The organism is uncultured Methylobacterium sp. (assembly GCF_964242245.1).
Lineage (GTDB): Bacteria > Pseudomonadota > Alphaproteobacteria > Rhizobiales > Beijerinckiaceae > Methylobacterium.
This window is the reverse complement of record NZ_CAXTBY010000006.1, coordinates 65,137-90,768: the sequence shown is the minus strand read 5'-3', so window position 1 is coordinate 90,768 and position 25,632 is coordinate 65,137. Positions and strand designations below refer to the sequence as shown.

At 71.5% G+C, this 25,632-nt stretch carries 24 protein-coding genes; 14 read left to right on the top strand and 10 right to left on the bottom strand.

The window, feature by feature from the left end:
• The first annotated feature begins 10 nt into the window (after positions 1 to 10).
• Positions 11 to 1,381 (top strand): dicarboxylate/amino acid:cation symporter, encoded by a 1,371-nt coding sequence (locus tag ACFE8Y_RS03185; RefSeq protein WP_375462937.1) that lies wholly within the window; start codon positions 11 to 13, stop codon positions 1,379 to 1,381.
• Positions 1,381 to 2,304: an ROK family protein gene (locus ACFE8Y_RS03180; RefSeq protein WP_375462936.1), complete on the top strand. Its 924-nt coding sequence runs from the start codon at positions 1,381 to 1,383 to the stop codon at positions 2,302 to 2,304. Before ACFE8Y_RS03185 ends, ACFE8Y_RS03180 begins: the two co-directional genes overlap by 1 nt.
• Before the next feature lie 97 nt (positions 2,305 to 2,401).
• Here ACFE8Y_RS03180 and ACFE8Y_RS03175 read toward each other — a convergent pair whose 3' ends face one another.
• Entirely contained in the window at positions 2,402 to 3,472 is a 1,071-nt protein-coding gene (locus ACFE8Y_RS03175) for an NAD(P)H-dependent flavin oxidoreductase (RefSeq protein WP_375462935.1), read from the bottom strand.
• Between the two features lie 143 nt (positions 3,473 to 3,615).
• Here ACFE8Y_RS03175 and ACFE8Y_RS03170 point away from each other — a divergent pair, with 143 nt between their 5' ends.
• From ACFE8Y_RS03170 to ACFE8Y_RS03150, 5 genes are all read left to right on the top strand, one after another.
• On the top strand, positions 3,616 to 4,626 hold the full coding sequence (locus ACFE8Y_RS03170) for an ArsR/SmtB family transcription factor (RefSeq protein ID WP_375462934.1): 1,011 nt from the start codon (positions 3,616 to 3,618) through the stop codon (positions 4,624 to 4,626).
• Positions 4,627 to 4,690: 64 nt separating this feature from the next.
• Positions 4,691 to 5,611, top strand: a complete 921-nt coding sequence (gene metF / locus ACFE8Y_RS03165; RefSeq protein WP_375462933.1) for a methylenetetrahydrofolate reductase [NAD(P)H] — start codon at positions 4,691 to 4,693, stop codon at positions 5,609 to 5,611.
• A gap of 27 nt (positions 5,612 to 5,638) precedes the next feature.
• A complete protein-coding gene (locus ACFE8Y_RS03160; protein WP_375462932.1) occupies positions 5,639 to 5,860 on the top strand; it encodes a hypothetical protein in 222 nt (73 codons plus the stop codon).
• Between the two features lie 115 nt (positions 5,861 to 5,975).
• Complete coding sequence (metH, locus tag ACFE8Y_RS03155; protein WP_375462931.1) at positions 5,976 to 9,728, top strand: methionine synthase; 3,753 nt, start codon at positions 5,976 to 5,978, stop codon at positions 9,726 to 9,728.
• Between the two features lie 165 nt (positions 9,729 to 9,893).
• The gene (locus ACFE8Y_RS03150) at positions 9,894 to 10,340 is read left to right on the top strand and encodes a hypothetical protein (RefSeq protein WP_375462930.1); all 447 of its coding nucleotides are present in this window, start codon (positions 9,894 to 9,896) and stop codon (positions 10,338 to 10,340) included.
• Positions 10,341 to 10,343: 3 nt separating this feature from the next.
• Here ACFE8Y_RS03150 and ACFE8Y_RS03145 read toward each other — a convergent pair whose 3' ends face one another.
• Positions 10,344 to 10,571 (bottom strand): hypothetical protein, encoded by a 228-nt coding sequence (locus ACFE8Y_RS03145; protein WP_375462929.1) that lies wholly within the window; start codon positions 10,569 to 10,571, stop codon positions 10,344 to 10,346.
• A gap of 198 nt (positions 10,572 to 10,769) precedes the next feature.
• Between ACFE8Y_RS03145 and ACFE8Y_RS03140 the strand changes: the two genes are divergently transcribed.
• From ACFE8Y_RS03140 to ACFE8Y_RS03120, 5 genes are all read left to right on the top strand, one after another.
• Positions 10,770 to 10,946 carry a hypothetical protein gene (locus tag ACFE8Y_RS03140; protein ID WP_375462928.1) on the top strand — a complete coding sequence of 59 codons (177 nt, stop codon included), beginning with the start codon at positions 10,770 to 10,772 and terminating at the stop codon, positions 10,944 to 10,946.
• Positions 10,947 to 11,498: 552 nt separating this feature from the next.
• Entirely contained in the window at positions 11,499 to 11,705 is a 207-nt protein-coding gene (locus tag ACFE8Y_RS03135) for a ferredoxin (RefSeq protein ID WP_375462951.1), read from the top strand.
• The gene (locus ACFE8Y_RS03130; RefSeq protein ID WP_375462927.1) at positions 11,702 to 13,012 is read left to right on the top strand and encodes an NAD(P)/FAD-dependent oxidoreductase; all 1,311 of its coding nucleotides are present in this window, start codon (positions 11,702 to 11,704) and stop codon (positions 13,010 to 13,012) included. The genes ACFE8Y_RS03135 and ACFE8Y_RS03130 overlap by 4 nt, the downstream gene beginning before the upstream one ends.
• Positions 13,009 to 14,226, top strand: a complete 1,218-nt coding sequence (locus tag ACFE8Y_RS03125) for a cytochrome P450 (protein WP_375462926.1) — start codon at positions 13,009 to 13,011, stop codon at positions 14,224 to 14,226. The genes ACFE8Y_RS03130 and ACFE8Y_RS03125 overlap by 4 nt, the downstream gene beginning before the upstream one ends.
• A gap of 173 nt (positions 14,227 to 14,399) precedes the next feature.
• A complete protein-coding gene (locus ACFE8Y_RS03120) occupies positions 14,400 to 15,302 on the top strand; it encodes a hypothetical protein (RefSeq protein ID WP_375462925.1) in 903 nt (300 codons plus the stop codon).
• A gap of 179 nt (positions 15,303 to 15,481) precedes the next feature.
• Here ACFE8Y_RS03120 and ACFE8Y_RS03115 read toward each other — a convergent pair whose 3' ends face one another.
• Both ACFE8Y_RS03115 and ACFE8Y_RS03110 read right to left on the bottom strand, forming a co-directional pair.
• On the bottom strand, positions 15,482 to 15,946 hold the full coding sequence (locus tag ACFE8Y_RS03115; RefSeq protein WP_375462924.1) for a DUF3597 domain-containing protein: 465 nt from the start codon (positions 15,944 to 15,946) through the stop codon (positions 15,482 to 15,484).
• Positions 15,947 to 16,109: 163 nt separating this feature from the next.
• The gene (locus ACFE8Y_RS03110) at positions 16,110 to 16,445 is read right to left on the bottom strand and encodes a hypothetical protein (protein ID WP_375462952.1); all 336 of its coding nucleotides are present in this window, start codon (positions 16,443 to 16,445) and stop codon (positions 16,110 to 16,112) included.
• Between the two features lie 829 nt (positions 16,446 to 17,274).
• On the opposite strand from ACFE8Y_RS03110, the gene ACFE8Y_RS03105 reads away from it, so the two are divergent.
• On the top strand, positions 17,275 to 19,416 hold the full coding sequence (locus ACFE8Y_RS03105; RefSeq protein ID WP_375462923.1) for a TonB-dependent receptor: 2,142 nt from the start codon (positions 17,275 to 17,277) through the stop codon (positions 19,414 to 19,416).
• A gap of 57 nt (positions 19,417 to 19,473) precedes the next feature.
• Here the strand turns inward: ACFE8Y_RS03105 and ACFE8Y_RS03100 are convergent, their stop codons facing one another.
• From ACFE8Y_RS03100 to ACFE8Y_RS03080, 5 genes are all read right to left on the bottom strand, one after another.
• Positions 19,474 to 19,647, bottom strand: a complete 174-nt coding sequence (locus tag ACFE8Y_RS03100; RefSeq protein WP_375462922.1) for a metallothionein — start codon at positions 19,645 to 19,647, stop codon at positions 19,474 to 19,476.
• On the bottom strand, positions 19,644 to 20,006 hold the full coding sequence (locus ACFE8Y_RS03095) for an ArsR/SmtB family transcription factor (protein WP_375462921.1): 363 nt from the start codon (positions 20,004 to 20,006) through the stop codon (positions 19,644 to 19,646). The genes ACFE8Y_RS03100 and ACFE8Y_RS03095 overlap by 4 nt, the downstream gene beginning before the upstream one ends.
• A 246-nt stretch (positions 20,007 to 20,252) precedes the next feature.
• The gene (locus ACFE8Y_RS03090; RefSeq protein WP_375462920.1) at positions 20,253 to 20,900 is read right to left on the bottom strand and encodes a glutathione S-transferase family protein; all 648 of its coding nucleotides are present in this window, start codon (positions 20,898 to 20,900) and stop codon (positions 20,253 to 20,255) included.
• Between the two features lie 9 nt (positions 20,901 to 20,909).
• Positions 20,910 to 22,664, bottom strand: coding sequence for a Rieske 2Fe-2S domain-containing protein (locus tag ACFE8Y_RS03085; protein ID WP_375462919.1), 1,755 nt, complete (start codon positions 22,662 to 22,664; stop codon positions 20,910 to 20,912).
• Between the two features lie 22 nt (positions 22,665 to 22,686).
• On the bottom strand, positions 22,687 to 23,592 hold the full coding sequence (locus ACFE8Y_RS03080) for an aromatic ring-hydroxylating dioxygenase subunit alpha (RefSeq protein ID WP_375462918.1): 906 nt from the start codon (positions 23,590 to 23,592) through the stop codon (positions 22,687 to 22,689).
• 170 nt (positions 23,593 to 23,762) lie between these two features.
• On the opposite strand from ACFE8Y_RS03080, the gene ACFE8Y_RS03075 reads away from it, so the two are divergent.
• On the top strand, positions 23,763 to 24,197 hold the full coding sequence (locus ACFE8Y_RS03075; RefSeq protein WP_375462917.1) for an ureidoglycolate lyase: 435 nt from the start codon (positions 23,763 to 23,765) through the stop codon (positions 24,195 to 24,197).
• Between the two features lie 45 nt (positions 24,198 to 24,242).
• Here ACFE8Y_RS03075 and ACFE8Y_RS03070 read toward each other — a convergent pair whose 3' ends face one another.
• The gene (locus tag ACFE8Y_RS03070; RefSeq protein WP_375462916.1) at positions 24,243 to 25,607 is read right to left on the bottom strand and encodes a cytosine deaminase; all 1,365 of its coding nucleotides are present in this window, start codon (positions 25,605 to 25,607) and stop codon (positions 24,243 to 24,245) included.
• Positions 25,608 to 25,632 lie beyond the last annotated feature (25 nt).

Genomic DNA, 25,632 nt, shown 5'->3' with positions numbered 1-25,632 from the left:
TGCGACGAGCATGGGCGTTGCGGCGAAGGCTGCCGCCCACGAGCCCTGGTACAAGATGCTCTACATCCAGGTTCTGATCGCGATCCTGCTCGGCGTGGCCCTGGGCTTCTTCGATCCGGCCATCGGCAAGTCAATGAAGTGGCTCGGCGACGCCTTCATCGCGCTGATCAAGATGATGATCGCTCCGATCATCTTTTGCACCATCGTCCACGGCATCGCCTCGATCGGCGACCTCAGGAAGGTCGGTCGCGTCGGGCTGAAGGCGCTGTTCTACTTCGAGGTGGTCTCCACCCTCGCGCTGCTGATCGGCGTCCTCGTCGGCGAGGTGGTCCGGCCCGGTGCCGGCTTCAACGCCGACCCGACCAAGCTCGACGCCAGCAAGGTCGCGACCTACGCGAGCAAGGCCGCCGCCGATTCGACCGTCGCCCACATCCTGGGGCTGATCCCGAAGAGCTTCTTCGACGCCTTCGCCAGCGGCGACCTGCTCCAGGTGCTGCTGGTCTCGATCCTCACCGGCGTCGTCGTCACCGGCATGGGCGAGCGCGCCGCCGGCATCAACCGCGCCATCGACACGGCGGGACAGGTCTTCTTCCGCATCATCGGGCTGATCGTGAAGCTCGCCCCCATCGGCGCCTTCGGCGCGATGGCCTACACCATCGGCGAGTACGGCATCGGCAAGGTCTACGATCTCGCGTGGCTGGTCGGCACCTTCTACGTCACCTCGATCCTGTTCGTCGTCGTGGTGCTCGGTGCGATCGCGCGGGTTGCCGGCTTCTCGATCTTCCGCTTCCTCGCCTACATCAAGGACGAGCTGCTGATCGTGCTCGGCACCTCGTCGTCGGAGACCGTGCTGCCGCACATGATGACCAAGATGCGCCGCCTCGGCGCCTCGGACTCGGTCGTCGGCCTCGTCGTCCCGACCGGCTACTCGTTCAACCTCGACGGCACCAACATCTACATGACGCTGGCGACGCTGTTCCTGGCGCAGGCGATCGGGGTCGAGCTGACCTTCGCGCAGTACGCGACGATCCTGATCGTGGCGATGCTGACCTCGAAGGGTGCCTCGGGCGTCACCGGTGCCGGCTTCATCACGCTCGCGGCGACGCTTCAGGCCATCCCGGACAGCCCGGTCCCGGTGGCGGCGATGACGCTGGTGCTCGGCATCGACAAGTTCATGTCCGAGTGTCGCGCGCTGACCAACCTCGTCGGCAACGGCGTCGCCTGCGTCGTCGTCAGCCGCTGGGAGGGCGAGCTCGACGTGGCCAAGCTCAATCAGGTGATGGCGAACCCGGTCTCGATCGGCACGCTCATCTCCGACGACACGCCCGAGCCGATGCGCGCGGGCGGCTCCTCCGCACCCACGGTCGCCGCGGCGGAGTGATGTTGCCGGCGGCCGGGGCGCCCCTTCGCCTCGGCATCGATCTCGGCGGCACCAAGATCGCCGGCATCGTCCTCGATGCCGGCGGAGCCGTGCTGAGCCAGGGCCGGGTGCCGACGCCGCGGGGCGACTATGCCGGCACCCTCCGCGCGATCGCCGACTTGGCGACCCTGTTGGAGGAGACGGCCGGCGGACGATGCAGCGTCGGCATCGGCATGCCGGGCGCGATCTCGCCCGGGACCGGCCTCGTCAAGAACGCCAACTCGACGTGGTTGAACGGGAGGGCCTTCGCGGCCGACCTCGAACGGACGCTCGGTCGCCCGATCCGCGTCGAGAACGATGCCAACTGCCTCGCCGTCTCCGAGGCCGTCGACGGTGCGGCCGCCGGCGCTCCCCTGGTCTGGGCGGTGATCCTCGGCACCGGGGTCGGCTCCGGCATCGCAATGCGGGGCTGCTCGATCGCGGGCCGGGGGCGGATCGCCGGGGAGTGGGGCCACAACCCCCTGCCGGCCCCGCGCGACGACGAGCGTCCGGGGCCGGCCTGCTACTGCGGGCGCACCGGCTGCATCGAGCGCTGGGTCTCGGGGCCGGCGCTTGCCGCCGACCACGCCCGGCGCACCGGCCGGCCCCTGTCGGGCGAGGCGATCGTCGCGGCGATGCGGGCGGGCGACGCGGAGGCGCGCGCGACCTTCACCGCCTTCCTCGATCGTCTCGGGCGCAGCGTCGCGCACGTCGTCAACATCCTCGACCCGGACGTGATCGTCATCGGCGGCGGCCTGTCGCGCGTGCCCGAACTGTTCGCCGGCCTGCCGCCCACGACCGCCCCGCACGTGTTCACGGACCGCTTCGACACGCCGATCCGCGCGAGCCTGCACGGCGACGCCTCGGGCGTGCGCGGCGCCGCGTGGCTGTGGAAGTCGGCTTAGAGCCCTCTCCGACGACGTGGACGCCGGTTCGTCGTCAGGGAGCGCGACACAGCAAGGACTTCGAGACTTGACCCGATCCGACGGGATCGGGCACGGCTCAAGGCTGCATGCCGAGCGTCTGCGCTGCGGCCCGCGCCAGCGCGGCGGTGAGGTCGGCGGCGCCGGTCTCGCGCGCCAGCGCGGCGGCCTGTCCCGACCAGAGCGGCGTGAAGTCGGCCGACCCGCGGGCCTCCGCCGCCGCGCGCAACGGTTGAAGCGCTGCCGCCGCCCGGGGGAAGGCCGGCGCGTCGGCGCTCAGCGGGCCCAGCTCGCGCAGGGCACGGTTCCTGAGTCCCCGCGCGGGCCGTCCGGTGAAGACGTTGGTCAGCGCCGTGTCCTCGTCCCCGGCGGCCAGGAGCGCCGCCCGGTGCAGGGCCGAGATGCCCGCCTCCGGGCAGAGCAGGTAGGCGGTGCCGACCTGCACCGCGGCCGCACCGAGCATCAGTGCCGCGGCGACGCCGCGGCCGTCAGCGATGCCGCCGGCCGCGATCACCGGCAGGTCCACGGCATCGGCCACCTGAGGCACCAGCGCGAAGGTGCCGATCTGACCCGCGACGTCCTCGGTCAGGAACATGCTGCGGTGGCCGCCGGCCTCCGCCCCCTGCGCGATGATCGCGTCGACGCCGCGCTCGGCGAGCCAGCGCGCCTCGCGCACCGTGGTCGCCGAGGCGAGGATCGCGCAACCGGCCGCCCGGACCGGCGCGAGCAGCGCTTCGTCCGGCAGGCCGAAGTGGAAGCTCGCGACCGCCGGCCGGAGTTCGGCCACGAGGCCGGCCATCGCCGCATCGAACGGCGCGCGCTCGGCCACCGCCACCTGCGTATCCGGATCGAGATCGAATTCGGCATCGTAGCGCGCCAGACGCCGGCGCCATCCCGCCTCGCGCTCCGCGTCCGGGGGCGGCCGCCTGTGCGCGAAGAAGTTGAGGTTGAACGGCCGGTCCGTCCGCGCGCGGATCGTTTCCGCGTCCGCCCGGACCTGATCCCGGCTCGAGGCGGCACAGCCGAGCGATCCGAGGCCGCCCGCCGCCGACACGGCGGCGGCGAGCGCCGGCTTCGGCCCGATCATCGGCGCCTGGACGATCGGATGGGCGATGCCGAGCCGGTCGAGGAGGATGCCGGTCTTATCCATGGTTCCGCCCGCTGTCGCGTTCGCCCCGGCAGCATGCCGCGTTCCCCCGGTTCCGGCCATGGTCCCGACGCAGTGACTGAGCAGTGTATGCGCTGTCCGAAAGGCGCTTGCCATCGGCGGAAAACGGACATAAACATATCTTTATGTCTATCGATCGCACCGGCACGACGGCCACGGTCTCGTTCCCGAACGCCCTCGGCGTCCTCCGGGCGGCGGCGGAGGAGACGCGCCTGCGCATCCTGGCCCTGCTGTTCGAGGGCGAGCTGTCGGTCTCCGACCTCACCGACATCCTCGGCCAGTCCCAGCCGCGGATCTCGCGCCACCTCAAGCTCCTGGTCGAGGCCGGCCTGATCGAGCGCCACCGCGAGGGCGCGTGGGCGTTCTTCCGCCTCGCCGAAGGACGCGCCGGCCTCGTCGATCCGCTGATCGCCGGCCTGGAGCGCGGCAGCGCGCCGCTCTCCGAGGACCGCGCCCGCCTCGACGCCGTGCGGACGCAGCGGGCGGAGACGGCCAAGACCTTCTTTGCGCGGCTGGCCCCGAAATGGGACCGGCTGCGCTCGCTGCACGTGCCGGAGGCGACCGTCGAGGCCGCGGTCCTGGCCGCGCTCGGGGATCGGCCGGTCCGCGGCCTGGTCGACCTCGGCACCGGCACGGGGCGGATGCTGGGCCTGCTCGCGCCCCTGGCCTCTCGGGCCACCGGCCTCGATTCGAGCCACGCCATGCTGTCGGTGGCCCGGGCGAACCTGGAGCGGATGGGCCTGTCGCGGGTCGACCTGCGTCAGGGCGACATCCACGCGCCGCCGTTTCCCCGCGGCAGCTTCGACCTCGTCGTGGTGCATCAGGTGCTGCACTACCTCGACGACCCGGCTCGTGCCTTGCGGGAGGCCGCCCGCCTCGTGGCGCCGGGCGGCCGGATGCTGGTGGTCGACTTCGCGCCCCACGACCTCGAGTTCCTGCGCGAGGCGCAGGCCCATCGCAGGCTGGGCTTCGCCGCCGAGCAGATCGCGGGCTGGCTCGACGAGGCCGGCCTCGACACGATCGAGACCCGCGACCTGAGCCCCACCGACCGCGGGCAGCTCACCGTGACCCTGTGGCTCGCCGCCGACAAGCGCGCGGCGACCGAGACCGACTCCGCCGTGCGTGCCGTCGCCTAAGCGGCCCGCACCGGCTTGAACCGACGAGACATCGTTTGCGAGCGACTGCAAGAGGACGAAACCGATGCCCAGCGCCTTCCGACACCGCGCCAGCCGCGACGGCTACCACCCGATCCGCGTCTCGATCGAGTTCTTCCCGCCCAAGACCGATGAGATGGAGCGCATCCTGTGGTCCTCGATCGAGCGCCTCGCGCCGCTCGGCCCGAAATTCGTGTCCGTGACCTACGGCGCCGGCGGCTCGACCCGCGAGCGCACCCACAACACCGTCGCGCGCATGGTGAGCGAGACCGGCCTCAAGCCCGCCGCCCATCTCACCTGCGTCGATGCCACCCGCGAGGAGATCGATGCGGTGGTGCAGTCCTACTGGGATGCGGGCGTGCGTCACATCGTGGCGCTGCGCGGCGACCCGGCCGAGGGCGCCGGCAACGCCTACCGGGCCCATCCCGGCGGCTACGCCCAGACCTCGGACCTCGTGGCCGGGATCAAGCGCATCGGCGACTTCAAGGTCTCGGTCTCGGCCTACCCGGAAAAGCACCCCGAGGCCGGCTCGCTGTCCGCCGACATCGACGCCCTGAAGGCCAAGGTCGATGCCGGCGCCGATCAGGCGATCACGCAGTTCTTCTTCGAGAACGACGTGTACCTGCGCTACGTCGACAAGGTGCGGGCTGCCGGCATCGACATCCCGATCATCCCGGGCATCCTGCCGGTGCAGAACTTCAAGCAGGCGGCCAACTTCGCCCGCCGCACCGGCGCCTCGGTGCCGTACTGGCTCGCCGCCCGCTTCGAGGGCCTGGAGCACGACGTGGAGACCCGCCGGCTCGTGGCCGCTGCGGTCGCGGCCGAGCAGGTGCTCGACTTGGTCGACGAGGGCGTCAACGACTTCCACTTCTACTCGATGAACCGCTCGGATCTGGTCTACGCGATCTGCCACCTTCTGGGCCTGCGCGCGCAGGTGCCGAAGGTGGTCGCGGCCAAGGCGGCCTGAATCACAGGTGTATCGAGGAGCGCTCCGATGGCTGGTCCGCAAGACATGATCCTGCCGCTGCTGCGTGAGATCCGGTCCGAGATCAAAGATCTTGGCAGGAGTACGGAGCGGCAGTTTGAAGGCGTCAATGGGCGTCTTGAACGCATGGAAGGTCGTCTTGCGAACATGCGAGAGGCGATCAACGGCGAGTCGGTGCTCGGGCGCTACGCCGCCGCTGAAGTCGAGGAGCGTCTCGAAGTGATCGAGTAGCGCTTGGCGGCACTCGAAACACGCTCCCGATCCGTCTCGACCGGTCGACAGGCCGGAAAGATACCACATCGCTGGGGCCGGATCAGAACCGGCCATCACTTGGAAAGTCGACGTCATGACCGAACTCCGCCCCGTCGACGGCACCGAGATCGAAGCCGCGCTCCGCCAGCGTGCGGCTGAAAAAATCCTCGTCCTCGACGGGGCGATGGGCACGGTGATCCAGCGGCTCGGCTACGGCGAGGCCGACTTCCGCGGGGAGCGCTTCAAGGACCACGGCCACGACCAGAAGGGCAACAACGACCTCCTGATCCTGACGCAACCCGACGCGATCCGGCAGATCCACCTCGACTACTTCCTCGCCGGCGCCGACGTGGCTGAGACCAACACGTTCTCCGGCACCACGATCGCCCAGGCCGATTACGGCATGGAATCGATCATCCACGACCTGAACAGCGAGGGCGCACGGCTCGCCCGCGAGGCGGCGGCGCTCGCCGAGCGCCGAGACGGCCGCCGCCGGTTCGTGGCCGGCGCCGTCGGCCCGACCAACCGCACGCTGTCGATCTCGCCGGACGTGAACAACCCCGGCTACCGGGCCGTGACCTTCGATCAGGTCAAGCAGGCCTACGCCGAGCAGGTCCGCGGCCTGATGGACGGCGGCGCCGAGCTGATCCTGATCGAGACGATCTTCGACACCCTGAACGCCAAGGCCGCGGTCGCCGCCACGTGGCAGGTGTTCGACGAGCGCGGGGTCAGGCTGCCGATCCAGATCTCCGGCACGATCACCGACCTGTCCGGGCGCACGCTCTCGGGCCAGACGCCGGAGGCGTTCTGGAACGCGCTCCGGCACTCCGATCCGCTGACCTTCGGCCTGAACTGCGCCCTCGGCGCCCGCGAGATGCGCGGTCACATCTCCGAACTGAGCCGCGTGTGCGACACCCTGGTCTGCGCCTACCCGAATGCGGGGCTGCCCAACGAGTTCGGCCTCTACGACGAGAGCCCGGAGGCGATGGCGAAGCTCGTCGCCGAGTTCGCGGACGGCGGCATCGTCAACATGGTCGGCGGCTGCTGCGGCACCACGCCGGACCATATCCGCGCGATCTCCGAGGCAGTCGCCGGCAAGAGCCCGCGAAAAATCCCCGAGATCGCGCCGCTGATGCGGCTGTCGGGCCTGGAGCCGTTCACGCTGACGAAGGAGATCCCCTTCGTGAACGTCGGCGAGCGCACGAACGTCACCGGCTCGGCCAAGTTCCGCAAGCTGATCACGGCGGGCGACTACGCCGCCGCGCTCGATGTCGCCCGCGATCAGGTCGCGGCGGGCGCGACCATCATCGACGTCAACATGGACGAGGGCCTGCTCGACTCCGAGAAGGCGATGGTCGAGTTCCTCAACCTCGTCGCGGCCGAGCCCGACATCGCCCGCGTGCCGGTGATGGTGGATTCCTCGAAATTCCACGTCATCGAGGCCGGCCTGAAGTGCATCCAGGGCAAGGCCATCGTGAACTCGATCTCGATGAAGGAGGGGGTCGAGAAGTTCATTGCCGACGCCAAAGTCTGCCGCTCCTACGGCGCGGCGGTGGTCGTCATGGCCTTCGACGAGCAGGGACAGGCCGATACCCTGGAGCGCAAGGTCGAGATCTGCGCACGAGCCTACACGGTGCTCACCGAGGAGATCGGCTTCCCGCCCGAAGACATCATCTTCGATCCGAACGTGTTCGCGGTGGCCACCGGCATCGAGGAGCACAACGGCTACGGCGTCGCCTTCATCGAGGCGACCCGGATCATCCGCGAGACCCTGCCCCACGCCCACATCTCGGGCGGCATCTCGAACCTCAGCTTCGCCTTCCGCGGCAACGAGCCGGTGCGCGAGGCGATGCACGCGGTGTTCCTGTACCACGCGATCCGTGTCGGCATGGACATGGGCATCGTCAACGCGGGCCAGCTCGCGGTCTACGACCAACTGCCCGCGGACTTACGCGATCTGTGCGAGGACGTGGTCCTCAATCGGCGCGACGACTCGACGGACCGGCTGCTGGAGGCGGCCGAGCGCTTCAAGAGCGGTGCCTCGGCCCAGGCCAGGACCGCCGACCTGACGTGGCGGGAAGCAAGCGTCGAGAAGCGCATCGAGCACGCGCTCGTCAACGGCATCACGGAATACATCCTCGCCGACACCGAGGAGGCGCGCCAGGGCGTTGCGCGCCCGCTCCACGTCATCGAGGGCCCGCTGATGGCCGGCATGAACGTCGTCGGCGACCTGTTCGGTTCCGGCAAGATGTTCCTGCCGCAGGTGGTCAAGTCCGCCCGCGTGATGAAGCAGGCGGTGGCCTACCTCGAACCGTACATGGAGGCGGAAAAGCTCGCCAACGGCGGCGACGGCAAGCGGCGCGCGGCCGGCAAGGTGCTGATGGCCACCGTGAAGGGCGATGTCCACGACATCGGCAAGAACATCGTCGGCGTCGTGCTGGCCTGCAACAACTACGAGATTATCGACCTCGGCGTGATGGTGCCGGCCGCCCGGATCCTGGACGTGGCGCGCCGCGAGAACGTTGACATCGTCGGCCTGTCCGGCCTGATCACGCCCTCCCTCGACGAGATGGTGCACGTCGCCGCCGAGATGGAGCGCGAGGGCTTCTCCGTGCCGCTCCTGATCGGCGGCGCCACCACGAGCCGCGTCCACACGGCCGTGAAGATCCACCCCGCCTACGATCGCGGACAGGCGATCTACGTCACCGATGCGAGCCGCGCGGTCGGGGTGGTGTCGAGCCTGATCTCGCAGGAGACCCGCGGCGGCGTCATCGAGACGGTGCAGGCCGAGTACCGCAAGGTCGCCGACGCGCACGCCCGCTCGGAGCTCGACAAGCAGCGGCTGCCGCTCGCCAAGGCCCGCGCCAACGCCTTCAAGATCGACTGGTCGGGCTACGCACCGAAGAAGCCGTCCTTCACCGGCACGCGGACTTACGGCTCCTACGAGGTCGCCGACCTCGTGCCCTACATCGACTGGACGCCGTTCCTCCAGACCTACGAGTTCAAGGGCCGGTATCCCGCGATCTTCGAGGACCCGAACCAGGGGCCGGCGGCCAAGGCCCTGTTCGACGACGCGCAGGGGATGCTCAAGCAGATCGTCGCCGAGCGCTGGTTCAACCCCAAGGCGATCCTGGGGTTCTGGCCGGCCAACAGCGTCGGTGACGATATCCGCCTCTACACGGGCGAGAGCCGCTCCGAAAAACTCGCGACCTTCCACGGCCTGCGCCAGCAGCTCTCGAAGCGCGACGGGCGGCCGAACACCTGCCTGTCCGACTTCGTGGCGCCGGCCGAGAGCGGCATCCGTGACTACGTCGGCGGCTTCGTCGTCACCGCCGGGCTGGAGGAGGTCCGTATCAGTGAGCGCTTCGAGCGGGCCAACGACGATTACCGCTCGATCCTGGTCAAGGCGCTCGCCGACCGCATCGCCGAGGCCTTCGCCGAGCGCATGCACGAGCGCGTCCGCCGCGAGTTCTGGGGTTACGCGCCCGACGAGACCTTCTCGCCCGAAGACCTCCAGCGCGAGGAATACGACGGCATCCGCCCGGCGCCGGGCTACCCGTCGCAGCCCGATCACACCGAGAAGGTCACGCTATTCGACCTGTTGCAGGCCGAGCGCCGCATCGGCGTGAAGCTCACCGAGTCCTACGCGATGTGGCCGGGCTCCTCGGTCTCCGGCCTCTACCTCGCCCACCGACAAGCGCACTACTTCGGCGTCGCCAAGGTGGAGCGCGATCAGGTCGAGGACTACGCGGCGCGCAAAGGCATGGACGTGCAGGCCGTGGAGCGCTGGCTCGGACCGATCCTGAACTACGACCCGGTGCGGTACCTCGCGGCGGCCGCGGAGTAGGGCGCGGCCCTCCGCGGGCGCCGAACCGTTCGATCCGTCGACGCGCGAGGGAGCGATGGACCGTCATGAGCCGGCACCTGTGTCCTCGGAGCGCTTGACCGGGCAAGCGTGGCGGTTTCAATGCTCCCAGCGGGACGGCGTCGGGCTCATGCGTGGGAGGCGGATATGCAGCGGCCGGCGTTCGCCGTCGCCCTCGGGGTCGCCCTCGGCGTCTCCGGTTGCACCGGGTTCTCCTACATCTCCAAGACCTACGTCAGCCTGAGGCCGCAGGTGGTGACGATCGGCTGCAACGACCCGTACGAGGTCTACGATCAGCGCCAGCAGCGTCGGCTGCTGATCGTGTCCAACGCGGTTCGCGAGGTCACCGGCTGCGGCATCGGGGACCGCTACGCCGACCGCGATCCCGGCGAGACGCGGGTGACCCGCTTCCGCCTCGCGGCGCGGACCTACCTCGACGAGACCGTGCGCGAGGATTGCAGGATCACCGGTGAGACGGTCTTCACCGATCTTCAGAGCGAGTTCGTATATACCTGCGGCGGGCCGATCGAGAAGCGGGGCACCAAGGTGCCGCGGTTGCCGGGACGCGGCGGTCCGGGCGCCGCCTTCCGCTGATCGTCACGTCTCGGGCGGTCTTGGAAAGCTCCGCTCCGCCGCGTCGCCCGCCGCGGCGAGCAGGGCCCGGGCGAAGGCGCGGGCCTCGGCCCGGCTCAGGCTCAGAATGGCGGTCACGGTCTCGCCCCCGAGATCGGGCAGCCCGAGTTCCAGGCGTACGCCGTCTCCCGCCGCCGCCGCCGAAAGGCTCCAGCCGCGTTCCTGTCCCGCGTTTCGGCTCGAATCACCCATCGCAGGACCGTTCCGCCTGAGAGTTTCTCATGAGACGACCTCAGCGCGAGCGGAAGCGAGGACGCGCGCGTCGTTTCGTGAGACGCGCCAAGCCTTGAGGCCCTCCTCCATGACCGATCAGGTCGGCGGAAACCAGGGGCTTCCGCGTCGCGATCCCGGGCGTCCTGACGAAGGATGCGCGGCCCGCGGTCGGAAAACGTGATCTCGACGCTGAAGCGGACAGGCATCGGCTCCGCTTCCGGGATCGAAGCCGCTTCCGAGCCGCGCCTGAGCACGGTCCCCAAGACCGATGGCTCGGAGGACGGAGGCGGCGCGATCTGCAACCGGATCAGCGCGTCGGGCGAAGCTGGCACGCTCGGACATCAGAGCCCGTGACGATGGCTTACATCAACTCACACTGATCGGCACTCATGGACCTAGGTGCGCAGCCCGATGGGCACGACGCGCCTGTTTCAGGCATCGCAGCGATGATCGAGGATGGCCTCTGAGGCAGCGAAGATCCGGTTGCCGAGCCGGTTGTCGCCTGGGGCTCTCCGCGGGTCCTCATCCTGAGCCTGTCGAAGGATCGACCGGGGTCAACCGGGGGATCGCGCAGCGGCCCGCGGCGGCGGGCGCCGCCGCGGCGGACGTCCTCTGCGCCCGGAACCTGTCGGAGGCCGAACCGGCCGCCGATCGAGATGACCTCGCGGGTCGAACGCCGATCCACCGGCGGCGGCGTGAGGGAACGGCCGGGCTGGCACTGCGCATCCGGGACTGCCCGCGGGCACGCCGACCGACGCCGCATGAATGGTGACGCAGGGATCTTGGCCGCGGACCGTGATGGCCCCACCTTGCAGCAACATGGCCGACACATCCCCGCACGTGCCCGGACCGATCGAGGACCGACCCGCTCAGCCGGAGGCTGCGGACCTGCGCGGCCTGCCGTCGATGAAGGTCTCCGTGGATCTGAACCTCTGTCAGGGCTACGCCCAGTGCTGCTACGCGGCGCCCGATCACTTCGCCATCGAAGGACACGAGGCCCTGGCCTACGACCCGGCGCCGTCATCCGCGGCCCGCGCCGAGATCGAGCGGGCGCGGATCGCCTGTCCGGTCCAGGCGATCCGCGTCGAGGACGCACCGGTCGGTCGACCATGAGGACGCAGCCGGCCGAGGCCGCGCCTCTCGGGGCCGGCGAGCGGGTCGTCGTCGTCGGCGCCTCCCTCGCGGGCCTGCGCGGGGCGGAGGCGGTGCGGGCGGCGGGCTTTGCCGGGTCCCTCACCCTCGTCGGTGCCGAGGCGCATCCGCCCTACGATCGGCCGCCCCTGTCCAAGCACGTCCTCACGGGCAGCACGGCGGCGGGGGCCACGACGCTTCCGAACCTCGTGCCGCTCGCGGCCGAGTGGCGGCTCGGCACGGCGGCGACCCGCCTCGACCGGGAGAACCGCACCCTCCACCTCGGCGACGGCGGCAGCCTTGCCTACGATCGCCTGCTGATCGCCACCGGCACGCGGGCCCGGCCCTGGCCGAACCCGGACGAGGGCCGGCTGCGGGGCGTCCACACCATCCGGGACCGGGACGACGCGGCGGCCCTGCGGACGGCGCTCGCGGCGGGACCTCGGCACGTCCTCGTGATCGGCAGCGGCTTCATCGGCTGCGAGGTCGCCGCCGCCTGCCGTACCCTCGGCCTCGCCGTCACGATGGTCGCGCCCGCGTCGACGCCGCTGGCGCGGGTACTCGGCAACCATCTCGGGGCTGTGGTCGGCACGATGCACGCGAGTCGCGGCGTCACCCTGCGTTCCGGCAAGGTCGAGCGCCTCGAAGGCGACGACCGGGGCCGGGTGGCACGGGCCCACCTCGCCGACGGCGACAGCCTCGCGGTCGACGTGGTGGTGGTCGCCCTCGGCGCCGTCCGCAACACCGAGTGGCTCGAAGGGTCCGGGCTGAGCGCGGATGCGGGCGGCCTCGATTGCGACGCGGACGGTCACGCCCTCGACGCGCGGGGCGTTGCCGATTCCCGCATCTTCGCGGCCGGCGACGTCGCCCGCTTCCCGCATCCCCTCTACGACGGCCGCCGCGTCGCCCTGGAGCACTGGAGCCACGCCGTGGCGCAGGCCGCGCACGCCGGCCGCGGGATCGCCGGCGCGGCGCCGGCTGCGCCCTACGCGGCGATGCCGAGCTTCTGGTCGACGCAGTACGGCGTCAACATCAAGTCCGTCGGGCTGACCGACGGCGCGGACGGCCTCGTCATCGCGCAGGGCGAGCCGAAGTCCGGCCGCTTCCTGGCCGTCTACGGCCGGGAGGGCCGCTGCATCGCCGCCGTCTCCTTCGACAGCGGGCGCTGGCTTCCCGCCTACGCCGAGCAGATCGCTGCGCGCGCGCCCTTCCCGCCGATCCGCGACGGCGCGGACCAGCCGCGGCATCTCGGCGTCCTGTCCCCCGGCTTTCCCGAGCAGCCCGCATGAGCGACGACACCCTGCTCGATCAGGTCAAGGACCCGGCCAACCGCGCCGACCCGTACCCGCTCTACGCGCGCCTGCGCGAGACGCCGGTGGCGCGCCAGCACGACGGCACCTTCGTCGCCTCCACCCACGCGGCGGTCTCCAGCCTGCTGCACGACCCGCGGGTGAGTTCCGAGAACCTGCCGGCGGCCGACCGGCCGCGGACCGGCAACCCGTTCAAGGACTGGATCGTCAAGCCGATCCGCGATCACATTACCGACACGCACCGCCCCTTCATCTTCCGCGACCCGCCCGACCACGACACGCTGCGGGCCGCCGTGATGCGCGAGTTCTCGCAAGGACGGGTGCAGGCCATGCGCCGCCGCTCGCACGGCTTGGTGGCCGAACTCCTCGACAAGCAGGGCGAGGCCCGCGAGATCAATGTCGTCGACGACCTCGCCTACCCGCTGCCGGTGACGGTGATCTGCGAACTCCTCGGCATCCCGTCCGAGGACGAGCCGCAGTTCCACGGCTGGGCGACGCAACTCGCCACCGCGCTCGAACCCGACAGCCTCGACGACGACGAGGTCCGGGCCACGAACAGCCGGACCTTCGACGACATCTCCGCCTACATGAGCGGGCTGATCAAGGAGAAGCGCCGGCACCCGCAGGACGACATGATCTCGGGCCTCGGCACGATGGGCGACTACGACCTGATCTCCACCGCGATCCTGCTGCTGGTCGCGGGGCACGAGACCACGGTGAACCTGATCGCCAACGGCATGCTCGCCCTGCTGCGGCACCCCGACGAGCTGCGGCGCCTGCGCGACGATCCCGGGCGGGCGCCCGGCCTGATCGAGGAAATGCTGCGCTACGATCCGCCGGTGCAGTTCCGGACCCGGAAGGCGCTCGCCGACATTCCCATCGCGGGCGTGACCATTCCCAAGGACGCGCCCCTGGTGCTGCTGCTCGCCGCGGGCAACCGGGACGAGACCGCCTTCCCGCACGCCGACCGGTTCGATCCGGATCGGCGCGGGGTGCGGCACCTCGGATTCGGGGGCAGCCTGCACTACTGCGTCGGTGCGCCGCTGGCCCGCTTCGAGGCCGAGGCGGCGCTCGTCGCGCTCGCGCAGCGCCTGCGCGATCCGCGCCTCGTCGAGGAGCCGCCGCCCTACCGCCCGGGCGCGTCGCTTCGCGGGCCGCAGCGGCTGCGGGTCGCGACGGCCGGACTGCGCTAAGCAGGTTTCGGAAAAGTGCCCCGCGGTTTTCCGACAAAAACCTGCGACAAAACAAGGCCCTAAGCAGACTTGCGTTGGCCTGCCAACGCAAGTCTGCTTAGGGCCTTGTCCGTGGTGCGCAGAGCGCGGACAGTCCCCTGACGGGTCGGGATCGGAGCGGAATCGAAGCAGCGATGGATTTCGGGACGAACGCGCGAGGGGTCATCCTCGGCATCCACGGCCTGGAGAACAAGCCGCCGGTCGACGAGAAGCGACGCTGGTGGACATCCGCCATCGTCGAGGGCCTGCGCCGCAACGGCGCCCGCGCCGACGACCAACTCCCGTTCGAGTTCGTCTACTGGGCGGACCTGCGCTACGACGCGCCCGTCGCCGCCGACGAGAACGAGGAACCCTACTATCCCGACCCGGGCATCGGACCCTTCCCGAGGCCCGATCCGGCCGAGGGCCCGTCCGTCAACACGATGATGGAAGGCGTCTACAAGGGGCTGGACTGGGTTCAGACCACGACGCGGACCACGCCGGTCGACGACCTGATCCTCAAGGCCCGCTTCGACGACCTGTGGCACTACCATTCCGAGACGCGCTTCGCCCGAATGGTGCGGGAACGCCTGTCCGAGCGATTGCGCGCCCTGAGCGGGCGTCCCATCCTGCTCGTGGCCCACTCGATGGGCTCGATCATCGCCTACGACGTCCTGAGGATGCTCGAGCGCGAGGCGCCGTCCGTTCGCGTGCGCGACTTCGTCACCCTCGGCTCGCCGCTGGGCTTGGCGGAGGTGAAGCTGAAGATCGCCGCCGAGAACGGAGCCGCGCGCACGCCGAACAACGTCGATCGGTGGACGAACTTGGCCGACAGGCGGGACGTGGCCACGGTGGCGGGCGACCTCGCCGGGGACTACGCGCCCAACGATCACGGCGTCCGGGTCCGCGACCGCGCCGTGATGAACGAATATCGCCGCCGGAGCGGTGAGCCCAATCACCACAAGTCGTACGGCTACCTGCGGACGCCGGAATTCTCCGACATCGCCGCGCAGTACCTGGGACCGTGCCCGTCCGCGTCGGATCGGGCACGGCCGTAGGGCTTGATCGAGCCGCGTCGGGACACGCCTGATTGCGAGACCCGGATCGGAAGTCCTGCTCCGATACCGGATCTCGATGTGCCCGACTCCTTGAGATCCGGCCCCCGCGACTGCGGGGCGGCGGCGGTCCGCCGGACCTCATGGGTCACGACCCATGAGACTTGGTATGAGCGGGTCGATCAGGCGTGATGGAAGTCGGCCGGCACCTTGCCGCCGTTCTCGGCCAGCTTCTGGACCACCTGCTTGTGCAGCCAGACGTTCATCGCGGCCGAGTCCTCCTTGTCGCCGGTGTAGTGCAACTCGTCGGCGAGCTGCTTGCGGGCGGTGAGGCTCGAATCGAGGTCGAGGAGCTTCATCAGGTCGACGATCGACTGCTTGTAGTTCAGGTGCTCGCCCTTCCCGGCCGCCATGTCGCTCAGGACCTGGCCGACATCCACGCTCGCCTGCGCGCCGCCGGAGGCCGCAGCCGCGGCCGGTGCGGCAGCGCCCGCCGTCGACGGAGCGGACGCGCTGCTGGAGGACGCCCCGGCGCCGGCCGACCCGACCGAGGCCGCCGACACGTTCGGGGTCTCCGAGGCATGGGGCGCCGCAGCCTGTGCGCTGCCGCCGAAGATCTTCGACACGATCGATCCGAAAATGCTCATGACCATTCCACCTCATCGCGCCCCGAAGGCCGGGGCTTGGCGAGCGACAACGGGAGCCGATCACGAGGCGTTCCGCGTCGCCCGGATCAGGGACGGGCCCGAGGCGGGCATTCCCCGTGATCTTCGGATCGCGGGACGTGCGGCGTCCTCGCGCGGGACCGCATCACCCCATCAGGATCGTGGCGATGACCTGCCGCGCGCGATCGGCGTCGCGCTTGGCTTCCGCCTCGGCGGCCTCCGCCTGCACCAGCCGGTGGACGGCCCGGAGCAGGGGTGATCCCTTCGTCATGGCGGCCAGGGCCTCGACGGCCTCCCGGTCGACCGCGACGAGGTTGGCGGCATCGCCGAGCAGCAGCGCGAGCCGGTGCTCGCAGTGCCGCCCCTCCGTCCCGTCCGAGCAGGTGCAGGTGAGGCGAACGCCGCGGCCGGTGTGCGTCGCTTCCATGCGATGCACCTCGCTGCTGCCCGGCGCGCGCACGGAGAATATCAGGGCTGACATCGTGGTTCCTCCAGCGTTTCGCTGAGACATCGGCCCTCAGTAGCGCCGCCCGCCCGACACCGCAGCACGATACCGGCCCGAACGGCCGACAACGTCGGGGGCGGGATCGATCGCGGCGGCGCTCCCGGCCATCAGCGCGGCCACTGAGGTCCCCGCCCGGCGGGCCGGCCGTCATCCCGTCGTGCCCGGAGGCGCGTGGCCACGCTCCGTCTCGAACGGAACGGCGACGCCGAGGGGGGCAAGCACGTCGTCCGTCGGCCGGACGGGCAGGCACCTCGACCGCTTGCCGGGTGCTCCGGGATCGGCGGTCTAAATAGAACACGCGCTTGGCCTCGGCACCATCAGCCTTGATGCCGTGCCCGCGGGCGAGGCTGAGGCCGCAGGACAGACCCGTGCCGGAGCCGACGATCACCACGTCGGAATCCCCGTCGCCGGTGACGGGTCCGTCGTCGGGTCGTGTCTCGGCTTGAAATTTGATCCCGGTCGAGCGCGCTCCCGTCCCGTACCCGCGCGCGATCCCTGCCGCTGACATAGGCTGGATGCAGGTCCCCATCGTGCGGCGTGCCCTGCGAGCCGCGCGGTCCCGACGCCCCGAACCGCCGGACGATCCCGGCGCGTCGATGCGCACCGAAACCTCGGCGGCCCGTCGAACTTCGGCTCGGGTGAGGCTGTCGGACCCGCCCGCGTTCGCCCGGCCCGGCATCGCCGCAGCGGCCCTGTTGCAACATTGTTACGGCCGTCTTCATCCTGACGCCCGGCCCCGCAGCACCCTTGCCTCGACGCGCCCCAGCGTAGCATTTGTAATGTTATAACGATTGGTTGGACCACGATGGCCACTTCCCTCCGCACGACCCTCGTCGCCGGCACGATCCTGACCGTCCTGCCGGCGACAGGCTTCCTCAGCTCCGGAGCGCACGCGCAGCCATCCGTGACCCTGGAGGAGCTCAGCGTGACCTCGCCGAGCCCGATCCAGCCCGCTGCGGGCGCACCGGTCTCCACCGCCGACGTCCCAACGGGCGTGCTCCCGGTCGTGACCAGCACCTACGCCCCGGTGACGGTGGTGACGCGCGAGCAGATCAGCCGCGATCAGCCGCGCACGCTCGGCGACGCGCTGTTCGACCGGCCCGGCATCTCCTCCTCGACCTACGCACCCGGCGCGGCCTCCCGGCCGATCATCCGCGGCCTCGACAACGCCCGGGTGCGCATCCAGGAGAATGGTATCGTCACCGGCGACGTGTCGGACCTCGGCGAGGACCACGCGGTCCCGATCAACCCGCTCGTCTCCGACCGCATCGAGGTGATCCGCGGACCCGCGACGCTGCGCTACGGCTCCGGCTCGATCGGCGGCGTCGTCTCCTCCGAGAACAACCGGGTGCCGACCTTCATCCCGGCGGGCGGCGTCACGGGTCAAGTCACGAGCGGCTTCAGCAGCGTCGACAACGGGCGGCTCGGCGCGGCCACCGTCGATGCGGGCGGCGACGGCATCGCGGTGCATGCCGACGGCTTCAAGACCGCCAACGACAGCTACGCGATCCCGGGCGGCATCCAGCGCAACTCATACAACGCGTCGCAGGGCGGTGCCGTCGGCATCTCGGCGATCGGCGACCGCGGCTTCGTCGGCGTCTCCTTCAGCCACTACGACAGCCTCTACGCCATCCCCGGCGGCGTGGCCGAGCAGAACCGCACCCGCCTCGACCCGCGCCAGGACAAGGTGACCTCCCGCGGCGAGTACCGCCCGCTCGACGGCCCCTTCGAGGTGATCCGCTATTGGGCCGGCACCTCGGTCTACCGCCACGACGAGATCGGCATCGGCGAGGACGGGGTCGAGGGCATCCAGGCGATCTTCAAGAACCGCGAGGCGGAGGCGCGGATCGAGCTGCAGCACGTGCCGGTCTTCACCGATCTCGGCAGGCTCACCGGGGCGCTCGGCTTCCAGACCGGACGGCGGGTGCTGAACAGCCAGTTGGAGGCCTTCCTGCCGCCGATCGAGTCGCGCTCGAACGCGGTCTACCTGTTCGAGGACCTGGAGTTGCGGCCCGGCACGCGGGTGCAGGCGGCGGGCCGCATCGAGGGCGACCGCCTGAACAGCACCGCGACGCAGTTTCCCGCGGGCTACGTGCCCGTGCCCGATCAGGACCCGCTGCAATACGCGCTGACGCGCCGGTTCGCACCCAAGAGCGCCAGCATCGGCGCGCTCCAGGACCTGCCCTACGGTTTCGTAGCCAGCGTCAACGGCTCCTACGTCGAGCGCGGGCCGACGTCCTACGAACTGTTCTCGAACGGCCCCCACGACGCCACGGCGACCTTCGAGATCGGCAATCCGAACCTGAAGCTGGAGCGGGCGCGCACCGTCGAGGTCAGCCTCCGCAGGGCCGACGGGCCGCTGCGGCTCGACGCGACCGGCTACGTCACGCGCTACACCGGCTTCATCTACCGGAACTACACCGGCCTCCTGTGCGACGACGACTTCGCCTCCTGCGGCGCGGGCACGGAGAACCGGCAGATCGTCTACAGCCAGCAGAACGCGACCTTCTACGGCGCCGAGATCGCGGCGCAGGTCGACGCCATCCCCGTCGGCAACGGCTGGTTCGGCGTCGAGGGGCAGTTCGACGTCGTGCGCGCGCAGCTCGACGACGGCACCAACGTGCCGCGCATCCCGCCCTACCGCCTCGGCGGCGGCGTGTTCGTGCGGGCCGACGGCTGGTTCGCGCGGGTGAACTGGCTCCACGCCTTCGCGCACACCGAGATCGCGGCCTTCGAGACGGACACGCCTGGTTACGACGACCTGCGCGCGGAGGTGAGCTACACCAAGGCGCTCGACCCCCTGGTCTACGGCGCCAGCACGGTGACGCTGGGCGTGCAGGGCCGCAACCTGCTCGACGACGACATCCGCAACTCGGCCTCGTTCAAGAAGGACGAGATCCTGCTGCCGGGCCGCAACGTGCGGCTGTTCCTGACCGCACGCTTCTAGGATGGCGGGGGGCGCCCACGGACACGGCGCGCCCCGTCGGAGAGGCGCGCCTCCGACTCAACCGCGGCAGGCGCAGCCGGCGTGATCGCATCCGGCGTGATCCGTGTGACCGTCCGCGCACGCGTCGCACCAGTAGGCCTTCTCGCCGCGCCTGACCGCCTTGGTCAGCGAGACCACGCAGACGCAGTCCGTGCAGGCGCACTTCACCATCTCGACACCGACGCTCGTCATCGCTTCTCTCCTTCCGGCTCGTTGGGGTTCCCGGCTGCCTGCGCAGCCGAGGCGTGGGCATGCTCGTGCGGTTCGGTGAGGTGGGCGATCATGGTGCGCAGGACGTCGCCGACGTGATCGTCGTCGATGGCGTAGGCCACGTGCCGGCCCTGCCGCGCCGCGCGCAGGAGGCGCGCGGTCCGCAGCAGGCGCAGATGGTGCGAGGTCAGCGACTGCGAGAGACCGAGGGCTTCGGTGATCCCGCCGACGCCCTGCGGCTCATCCAGGCAGGCCAGCACGATCCGCAGACGGTTCGGCTCGCCGAGCAGCCTGAACACCTCGGCCACGTCCCTCACCTGTTCCTGGGACAGCGGCGGCACCCGTCATTGCCTCAACGCATGAGCATGTATTGATGTGTTGCGCGCCGGATCGGCGATCTCAAGCGCTGCGCAGGCGCCCCGACGCTTCCCTCGGGAGGGCGCTCCCTCATGAACCGCGACGGCTCCCGATCGGCCTATGTGCGCTGGCCCGACGCGAGGCGTGCCGCCGCGTGCTGACCGCCCCCTGAGGGGATGAGCCCACCCGCGCCCCGGCGGTTCCGCAGCCGCTCCGATCGCGCCCGTCGCTCATGCCGCGCGGCCGGGTCCGGCGGGGAAGACGCCGGACATGACGACGAACCCGGGCAGGCGCTTCACCCGGTCGGTCCAGCGCCGGATCGCCGGGTAGTCCTGGCGCGGGACGCCGCCCTCCTCCGACAGGACGACCGCCGGGAAGCAGGCGATGTCGGCGATGGTCGGGTGCGCGCCCGGGCAGAGCCAGTCGCGCCCCTCGGCCTCGCCGAACCAGAGGTGCTGGTCGAGGACGCGGAACAGGCGGTGCGCGCCCGCCCGCGCGCGGGGCGCGTCGACGTCGAGGAAGAAGCCCTCGTGCAGCCGCGCGGCCGCGGCGGTGCCGTTGAGCGCCTCGGCGAAGGCCAGCCACGCGCCGACCCGCCCGAGCAGGGCCGCGTCGTCGCGCGGGTACCAGCGGCCGGACGGGTCGTAGCGCGCGGCCAGGTACACGAGAATCGCCTGCGCGTCGCGCAGGACGAGCCCGTCATCCTCGATTACGGGCAGTTGCCCGAGGGGGTTGAGCGCCAGGAACCGGGCCGACCGGTGCTCGGCGCCGGGGTAGAAATCGACCGGCACCGTCCGGTAGGCGAGGCCGAGGAGGGCCAGGAACAGGCGCAGCTTGTAGCAGTTCCCGGACAGCTCGTAGTCGTGCAGCGTGAGCATGCGCCCCCCTCACAGGTCGAGGACGAGGCGGCCCGAGCGCGCCCGCGAGACGCAGGTGATGATCGCGCCTTCTGCGCGCTCGGCCGCGCTCAGGTAGACGTCCCGGTGGTCGGGCTCGCCCGCGATGAGCGTGGCGCGGCAGGTGCCGCAGGCGCCCTGCTCGCAGGAGGACGGCAGGTCGATGCCGTGGGCGCGGACGACGTCGAGGATCGTGCGGCCGGCCGGCACGGTGAGGGTGAGGGCCGAGCGCGCCAGCGCCACCTCGAAGCTGGTGCCGGCGTCGAGCCGCGTCGTGTTCTCGAAGTACTCGGCGTGCACCGCCGCCTCGGGCCACCCGGCCCGCGCCGCGATGCTCCGGGCCGCCTCGAGCATCGGCGGCGGCCCGCACAGGTAGACGTGCAGGCCGGGCCGGTACGCGGCCAGCAGGGCGGCGAGCCGCGCCGCGGTCTCCTCCGGGTCGAGGCCGAGATGGGGGATGTGGGCGTCTCCCAGGGCGGCGAGGCGCTCGGGGAACGCCAGTCCCTCGGGACCGGACGCGAAGTGGTGCAGTTCGCAGGCGTGCCCGCCGTGGACCAGGGTCTGCGCCATCGCCAGCAGCGGCGTGATCCCGATCCCGCCGGCGACGAGCAGCGTCCGCACCGCGTCGCGCCGCAGCGGGAAGTTGTTGCGCGGCTCGGAGATGGCGAGCACGTCGCCCGCGCGCACGGCCTCGTGCAGGCACTGCGAGCCGCCGCGCGAGGCCGCCGCGCGCTTGACGCCGATGACGTAGGCGGCGGTCTCGCCCGGCCCGTTGACGAGGGAGTACGGACGCACCAGCCCGTTCGGCAGGTGGACGTCGATGTGCGCGCCCGGCTGGGGGGCGGGCAGCAGCCCGTCGATCGGCCGCAGTTCGAAGCCCGCGACGCCCTCGGCCGCCGCCCACCTGCGCGCGACCTGGACCCGGAGCGCCGGGCGGCGGCCGGGGGCGGCGAGTGCCGGCATCTCGGCGAGTTCGGGCGCGACGCGGGCGTAGACGGGCTCGAACGGCACCGGGGCGGGCGCCCGCGCCGCCTCGGCCTCGATCCGCTCGCGCAGGGCCGAGAGCCGGGCGTCGTGGTGGCGCAGGATCGCGATCCGGTCGCGCGCCTCAGCGCCCGCGTCGAGGACGCCGCGGATGACCGCGCGGCCGCCATCGACCGGCTGGACGAGGAGCACGGCCCGCGTTTCGTGCGCGCCCGAGCGTGCGCGCAGGCTCACCGAGGCGGCGTCCTGCCCCTCGACGGCGACATCCGCGCCCGTCCCGCCGAGGTCGCCGTTCGGCTGGAAGGCGTAGCCCCGCAGGTGCGCGAGGACGCGCTCGGGCGCCGCGTCGACGGGAATCGCCCGAAGGACGAGGCGCGCCGGGGCGTCGAGTCCCGGATGCTCGGGCACGGCGCCCCCGGGGCCGAGGGCCGCCCAGACGAGGCCGTAGCGCTCCCGCGCCGGGAACGTGCGGTTGGCGATGGTCCGGGCGGGCGCGTCGGCCGGGTGGGCCGGGATGTAGGTGCAGCCCGCCGTCCGGTTGGCGTAGCGCCAGCCGTGGTACTGGCAGGCGAGTTCGCGGCCGTCGTTGACGCCGATGGAGAGGCGCACGCCGCGGTGCAGGCAGCGGTTCTCCCAGACGTTGACGTGGCCGTCGTCGGCCCGCCAGACCGCGAGTTCCTGCCCGAGGAGCTGCCCGTGGAACACGTGCCGGAACGGCAGGTCCGTGCAGGCGGCGATCGGGTGCCAGGGGTCGGGGCTCACGGCGTCTCCTCCCTCGCGTGGGTCAGGCGGCGGCGGGGATGGTGCCGTAGGTGATCCCCTTGGCCGCGAGCCAGCGCCGGTAGGCGATGGCCGACTTGTCGGCGCGGATCGGCGTCTCGGCGCGGGGATCGAGGGGCAGGCGCTTGGGAAACTGGTTCTCCAGGATCGGCTTGTCCTGCCCGAAGATCATCAGTTGGAAGCGGCGGATGACGGTGTCGTCGTTCCGGTCGTCGAGGAGGCTCAGCATCATGTGGGCGCGGACGCGCTCCTGCCCCATCGGCTGGACGAACAGCGCGATGACGTCCATCCGCGCCGGATCGAGGGCGCTCGACTTGTAGAGCACCGAGCAGAACGGGTGCGGCACCCGGTAGACGTACTCCACCTCCATCCCGCCCTCGGCCACGGTGGACGACATCGGCTGGAAGAAGCGGCAGCGCGTGGCGAGGATCTCGTCCCGATCCTGCGCGATCGCGACGTCGTACTCCTTCACCTCCGTGTGCGGCTCGGCGCCGAGGATGCCGGTGTGGACGTAGGGGAAGTGCCCCATGTCGAGGAAGTTCTCGATGGCGCGCGGGGCCGAGACGTTCACGCCGATGGAGGCCGCCGCGACGTTGCGCCGGTCGGGCTCGGCGTATTCCGGGATCGGGAACAGCGCGGCCGCGGGCGTGCCGAGGCAGGTCCAGAGATAGCCGTAGGCCACGCGGGTCGGCAGCGCCGGCGCGACGGCCGACGCCGTGACGGGGCCGCCCGCGGGCAGGTCGGCCCGCGCCTCCCAGGCCGCGGCCGAGCCGTCCGCGTCCACCGCGTAGGAGACCGGCCGGTCGAGCAGAAGGGTGGCCGCGGCGACGCCGGGGCGGAGGTCCCCGATCGCGGCGATCGGGTGCCAGAGATCGCGGGTCACCGGATCGGGGAGGGGCGCCGCGCGCATGGGCCTGTTCCTTACAACCGCCTCTGGGACCGTCTCGACGGCGCCCGGTCCGGTCCGCGGGCCAGCATCGCGCAACCGGTTTCGTCTGGCAACACAGGCACATCCGCGATGAGCGACCGATCGCGCGCCGCCGTCGCCGATTTCGAGGACACGCACGACCGCTCGGCACGGTGATCGAGGCCGGCGCGGACGGCACCCCCTTCGGCCCCGGCGACGCCCGGCTCGTGCTGAGCGAGGGCACGCCGCGCTTCTACATCATGCCGATCCCCGGCCGCGGCCTGACCGTCGGCGGGATCACCCGCCATCGCCGGGTCACGCAGACCCTGGCCGCCGTCGGCGGCGGGACGTGGGTGGTGGCGGTGGCCCCGCCCGAGGGCCTGGACGACCCGGCGGCCGAACCGGCGCTCGCCGACATCCGCGCCTTCCGCATCCCCGGGGACGTTGCCGTGATGCTCCATCGCGGCGCGTGGCACGCCGGTCCGCTCTTCCCCGAGGGCGAGGTGCGCAGCTTCTTCAACCTGGAACTCGCCGACATCAACCTCGTCGACCACCGGACCTGCCTCCTGACGGACATCTACGGCATGGCCCTGCGCCTCGTCGGTTGAGGCGCGAGCCTCCATCGGGCCCGACGGTGCCTTCCCCGGGACGCCCTACCAGGGCGCGACCTCGCCGGTCAGCGCCTCGTAGGGAGGGGGTGCTGCGGCGACGCGCCGGCCGCGGGCGAGCACGATCCGGTCGGGATGGGGCCGGGCCATCACCTCGTTGAGGCTGCGGGCGGGCAGCAGGATCAGGTCGGCGGGCCCGCCCGTGCGGATCGTTCCGGCCTCGGGCAGCCCCATGATCGCGGCCGGCACCGGCCCGACCAGGGCGGGGGCGCGGTCGAGGGGATGGTCGAGGTGCAGGATGCGCACGCCCGCGCGGAAGGTGTCGAGCACGTCGTGGTCGCCGTAGGCATAGAAGGCGTCGCGGCAATTGTCGCCGGCCATCGCCACCGCCACGCCGGCGGCGAGCAGTTCCTGCACGGGCGCCGTGCCGCGCCAGCGCGGCGTGCGCCCGCGGGCGCGGTCCTGAAGGTACATGTTGACGGTGGGCAGCGTGATGATGCGGATGCCGGCCCGCGCCACCCGCGCGATCGTCGCGGCGGCGACCTCCGGCGGCTGCACGGCGAGGCTGCAGCAGTGGCCGCAGGTGACGCGGCCCTCGTAGCCGTGGCGGAGGGTCGCGCGGGCGACCGCGTCGAGGGAGGCCGCCGCCGGGTCGCCGGTCTCGTCGACGTGCAGGTCGACGTCGAGGTCCCGCGCCTTGGCCAAGCGGAAGAGGGCGTCGAGGAGGGCGTCGATCTCGGCCAGTGCCCCGCCGTGCAGGCCGCCGGTCGGGCGGGTCACACCGCCGAGCAGGCCGCCGGAGCCCGCGATGAGGTCGGCGAGCCGGGCCCCGTACGGGGTGGCGTAGGCGTCGATCGGGGTCAGCCCGACGCCCTGGAGCACGACCCGCCCGGCCCAGGCCGCGCGCATCTCCCGGAAGACCGCCCAGGTGACGGCGGCCTGATCGCGCAGGGGACCGCCCTCCTGGCTGTCGAGGTGGGTGCGGATCGCGGCCACCCCGTGCGCCTCGGCGCAGGCGAGCCCGAACGCCATGCGGCGGCGCAGATCCTCCGCGTCCCAGTGGCGCGTCCGATCCTCCGTCGTGGCGTCCCGCGCGCCCGGGAAATCGCCGTCGGGATTGGGCGTGCGCGCGACGCTGTGGCCCTTGTCGAGGTGGGCGTGCGCATCGACGAGGCGCGGCCACGCGTGGCGCCCCGCGAGGTCGACGGCGGGACAGTCCGGCGCCCCGCCCCCGGCCCCTGCGAGGCGCGCGATGCGGCCCGCCTCGACCGTGATGTCGAGGAGCACGCCGCCGTCGGCGTCGGCCTCCGCGCCCTCCGGCGCAGGCCCCCCGAGGAAGGCGCGCGGCACGCGGGCGTTGCGCAGCGCGTAGGCCGTCGTCTCGGGCAGGGCGAAGCGGGGCTGGGTCATGGCAGGACCTTCGGCGGGTTCGGGG

Coding starts and splice junctions, on each gene's coding strand:
- ACFE8Y_RS03185 (WP_375462937.1), top strand. CDS start 11: ATGGGCGTTGCGGCGAAGGCTGCCGCCCACGAGCCCTGGTACAAGATG.
- ACFE8Y_RS03180 (WP_375462936.1), top strand. CDS start 1,381: ATGTTGCCGGCGGCCGGGGCGCCCCTTCGCCTCGGCATCGATCTCGGC.
- ACFE8Y_RS03175 (WP_375462935.1), bottom strand. CDS start 3,472: ATGGATAAGACCGGCATCCTCCTCGACCGGCTCGGCATCGCCCATCCG.
- ACFE8Y_RS03170 (WP_375462934.1), top strand. CDS start 3,616: ATGTCTATCGATCGCACCGGCACGACGGCCACGGTCTCGTTCCCGAAC.
- metF (WP_375462933.1), top strand. CDS start 4,691: ATGCCCAGCGCCTTCCGACACCGCGCCAGCCGCGACGGCTACCACCCG.
- ACFE8Y_RS03160 (WP_375462932.1), top strand. CDS start 5,639: ATGGCTGGTCCGCAAGACATGATCCTGCCGCTGCTGCGTGAGATCCGG.
- metH (WP_375462931.1), top strand. CDS start 5,976: ATGACCGAACTCCGCCCCGTCGACGGCACCGAGATCGAAGCCGCGCTC.
- ACFE8Y_RS03150 (WP_375462930.1), top strand. CDS start 9,894: ATGCAGCGGCCGGCGTTCGCCGTCGCCCTCGGGGTCGCCCTCGGCGTC.
- ACFE8Y_RS03145 (WP_375462929.1), bottom strand. CDS start 10,571: ATGGGTGATTCGAGCCGAAACGCGGGACAGGAACGCGGCTGGAGCCTT.
- ACFE8Y_RS03135 (WP_375462951.1), top strand. CDS start 11,499: ATGAAGGTCTCCGTGGATCTGAACCTCTGTCAGGGCTACGCCCAGTGC.
- ACFE8Y_RS03130 (WP_375462927.1), top strand. CDS start 11,702: ATGAGGACGCAGCCGGCCGAGGCCGCGCCTCTCGGGGCCGGCGAGCGG.
- ACFE8Y_RS03125 (WP_375462926.1), top strand. CDS start 13,009: ATGAGCGACGACACCCTGCTCGATCAGGTCAAGGACCCGGCCAACCGC.
- ACFE8Y_RS03120 (WP_375462925.1), top strand. CDS start 14,400: ATGGATTTCGGGACGAACGCGCGAGGGGTCATCCTCGGCATCCACGGC.
- ACFE8Y_RS03115 (WP_375462924.1), bottom strand. CDS start 15,946: ATGAGCATTTTCGGATCGATCGTGTCGAAGATCTTCGGCGGCAGCGCA.
- ACFE8Y_RS03110 (WP_375462952.1), bottom strand. CDS start 16,445: ATGTCAGCCCTGATATTCTCCGTGCGCGCGCCGGGCAGCAGCGAGGTG.
- ACFE8Y_RS03105 (WP_375462923.1), top strand. CDS start 17,275: ATGGCCACTTCCCTCCGCACGACCCTCGTCGCCGGCACGATCCTGACC.
- ACFE8Y_RS03100 (WP_375462922.1), bottom strand. CDS start 19,647: ATGACGAGCGTCGGTGTCGAGATGGTGAAGTGCGCCTGCACGGACTGC.
- ACFE8Y_RS03090 (WP_375462920.1), bottom strand. CDS start 20,900: ATGCTCACGCTGCACGACTACGAGCTGTCCGGGAACTGCTACAAGCTG.
- ACFE8Y_RS03080 (WP_375462918.1), bottom strand. CDS start 23,592: ATGCGCGCGGCGCCCCTCCCCGATCCGGTGACCCGCGATCTCTGGCAC.
- ACFE8Y_RS03070 (WP_375462916.1), bottom strand. CDS start 25,607: ATGACCCAGCCCCGCTTCGCCCTGCCCGAGACGACGGCCTACGCGCTG.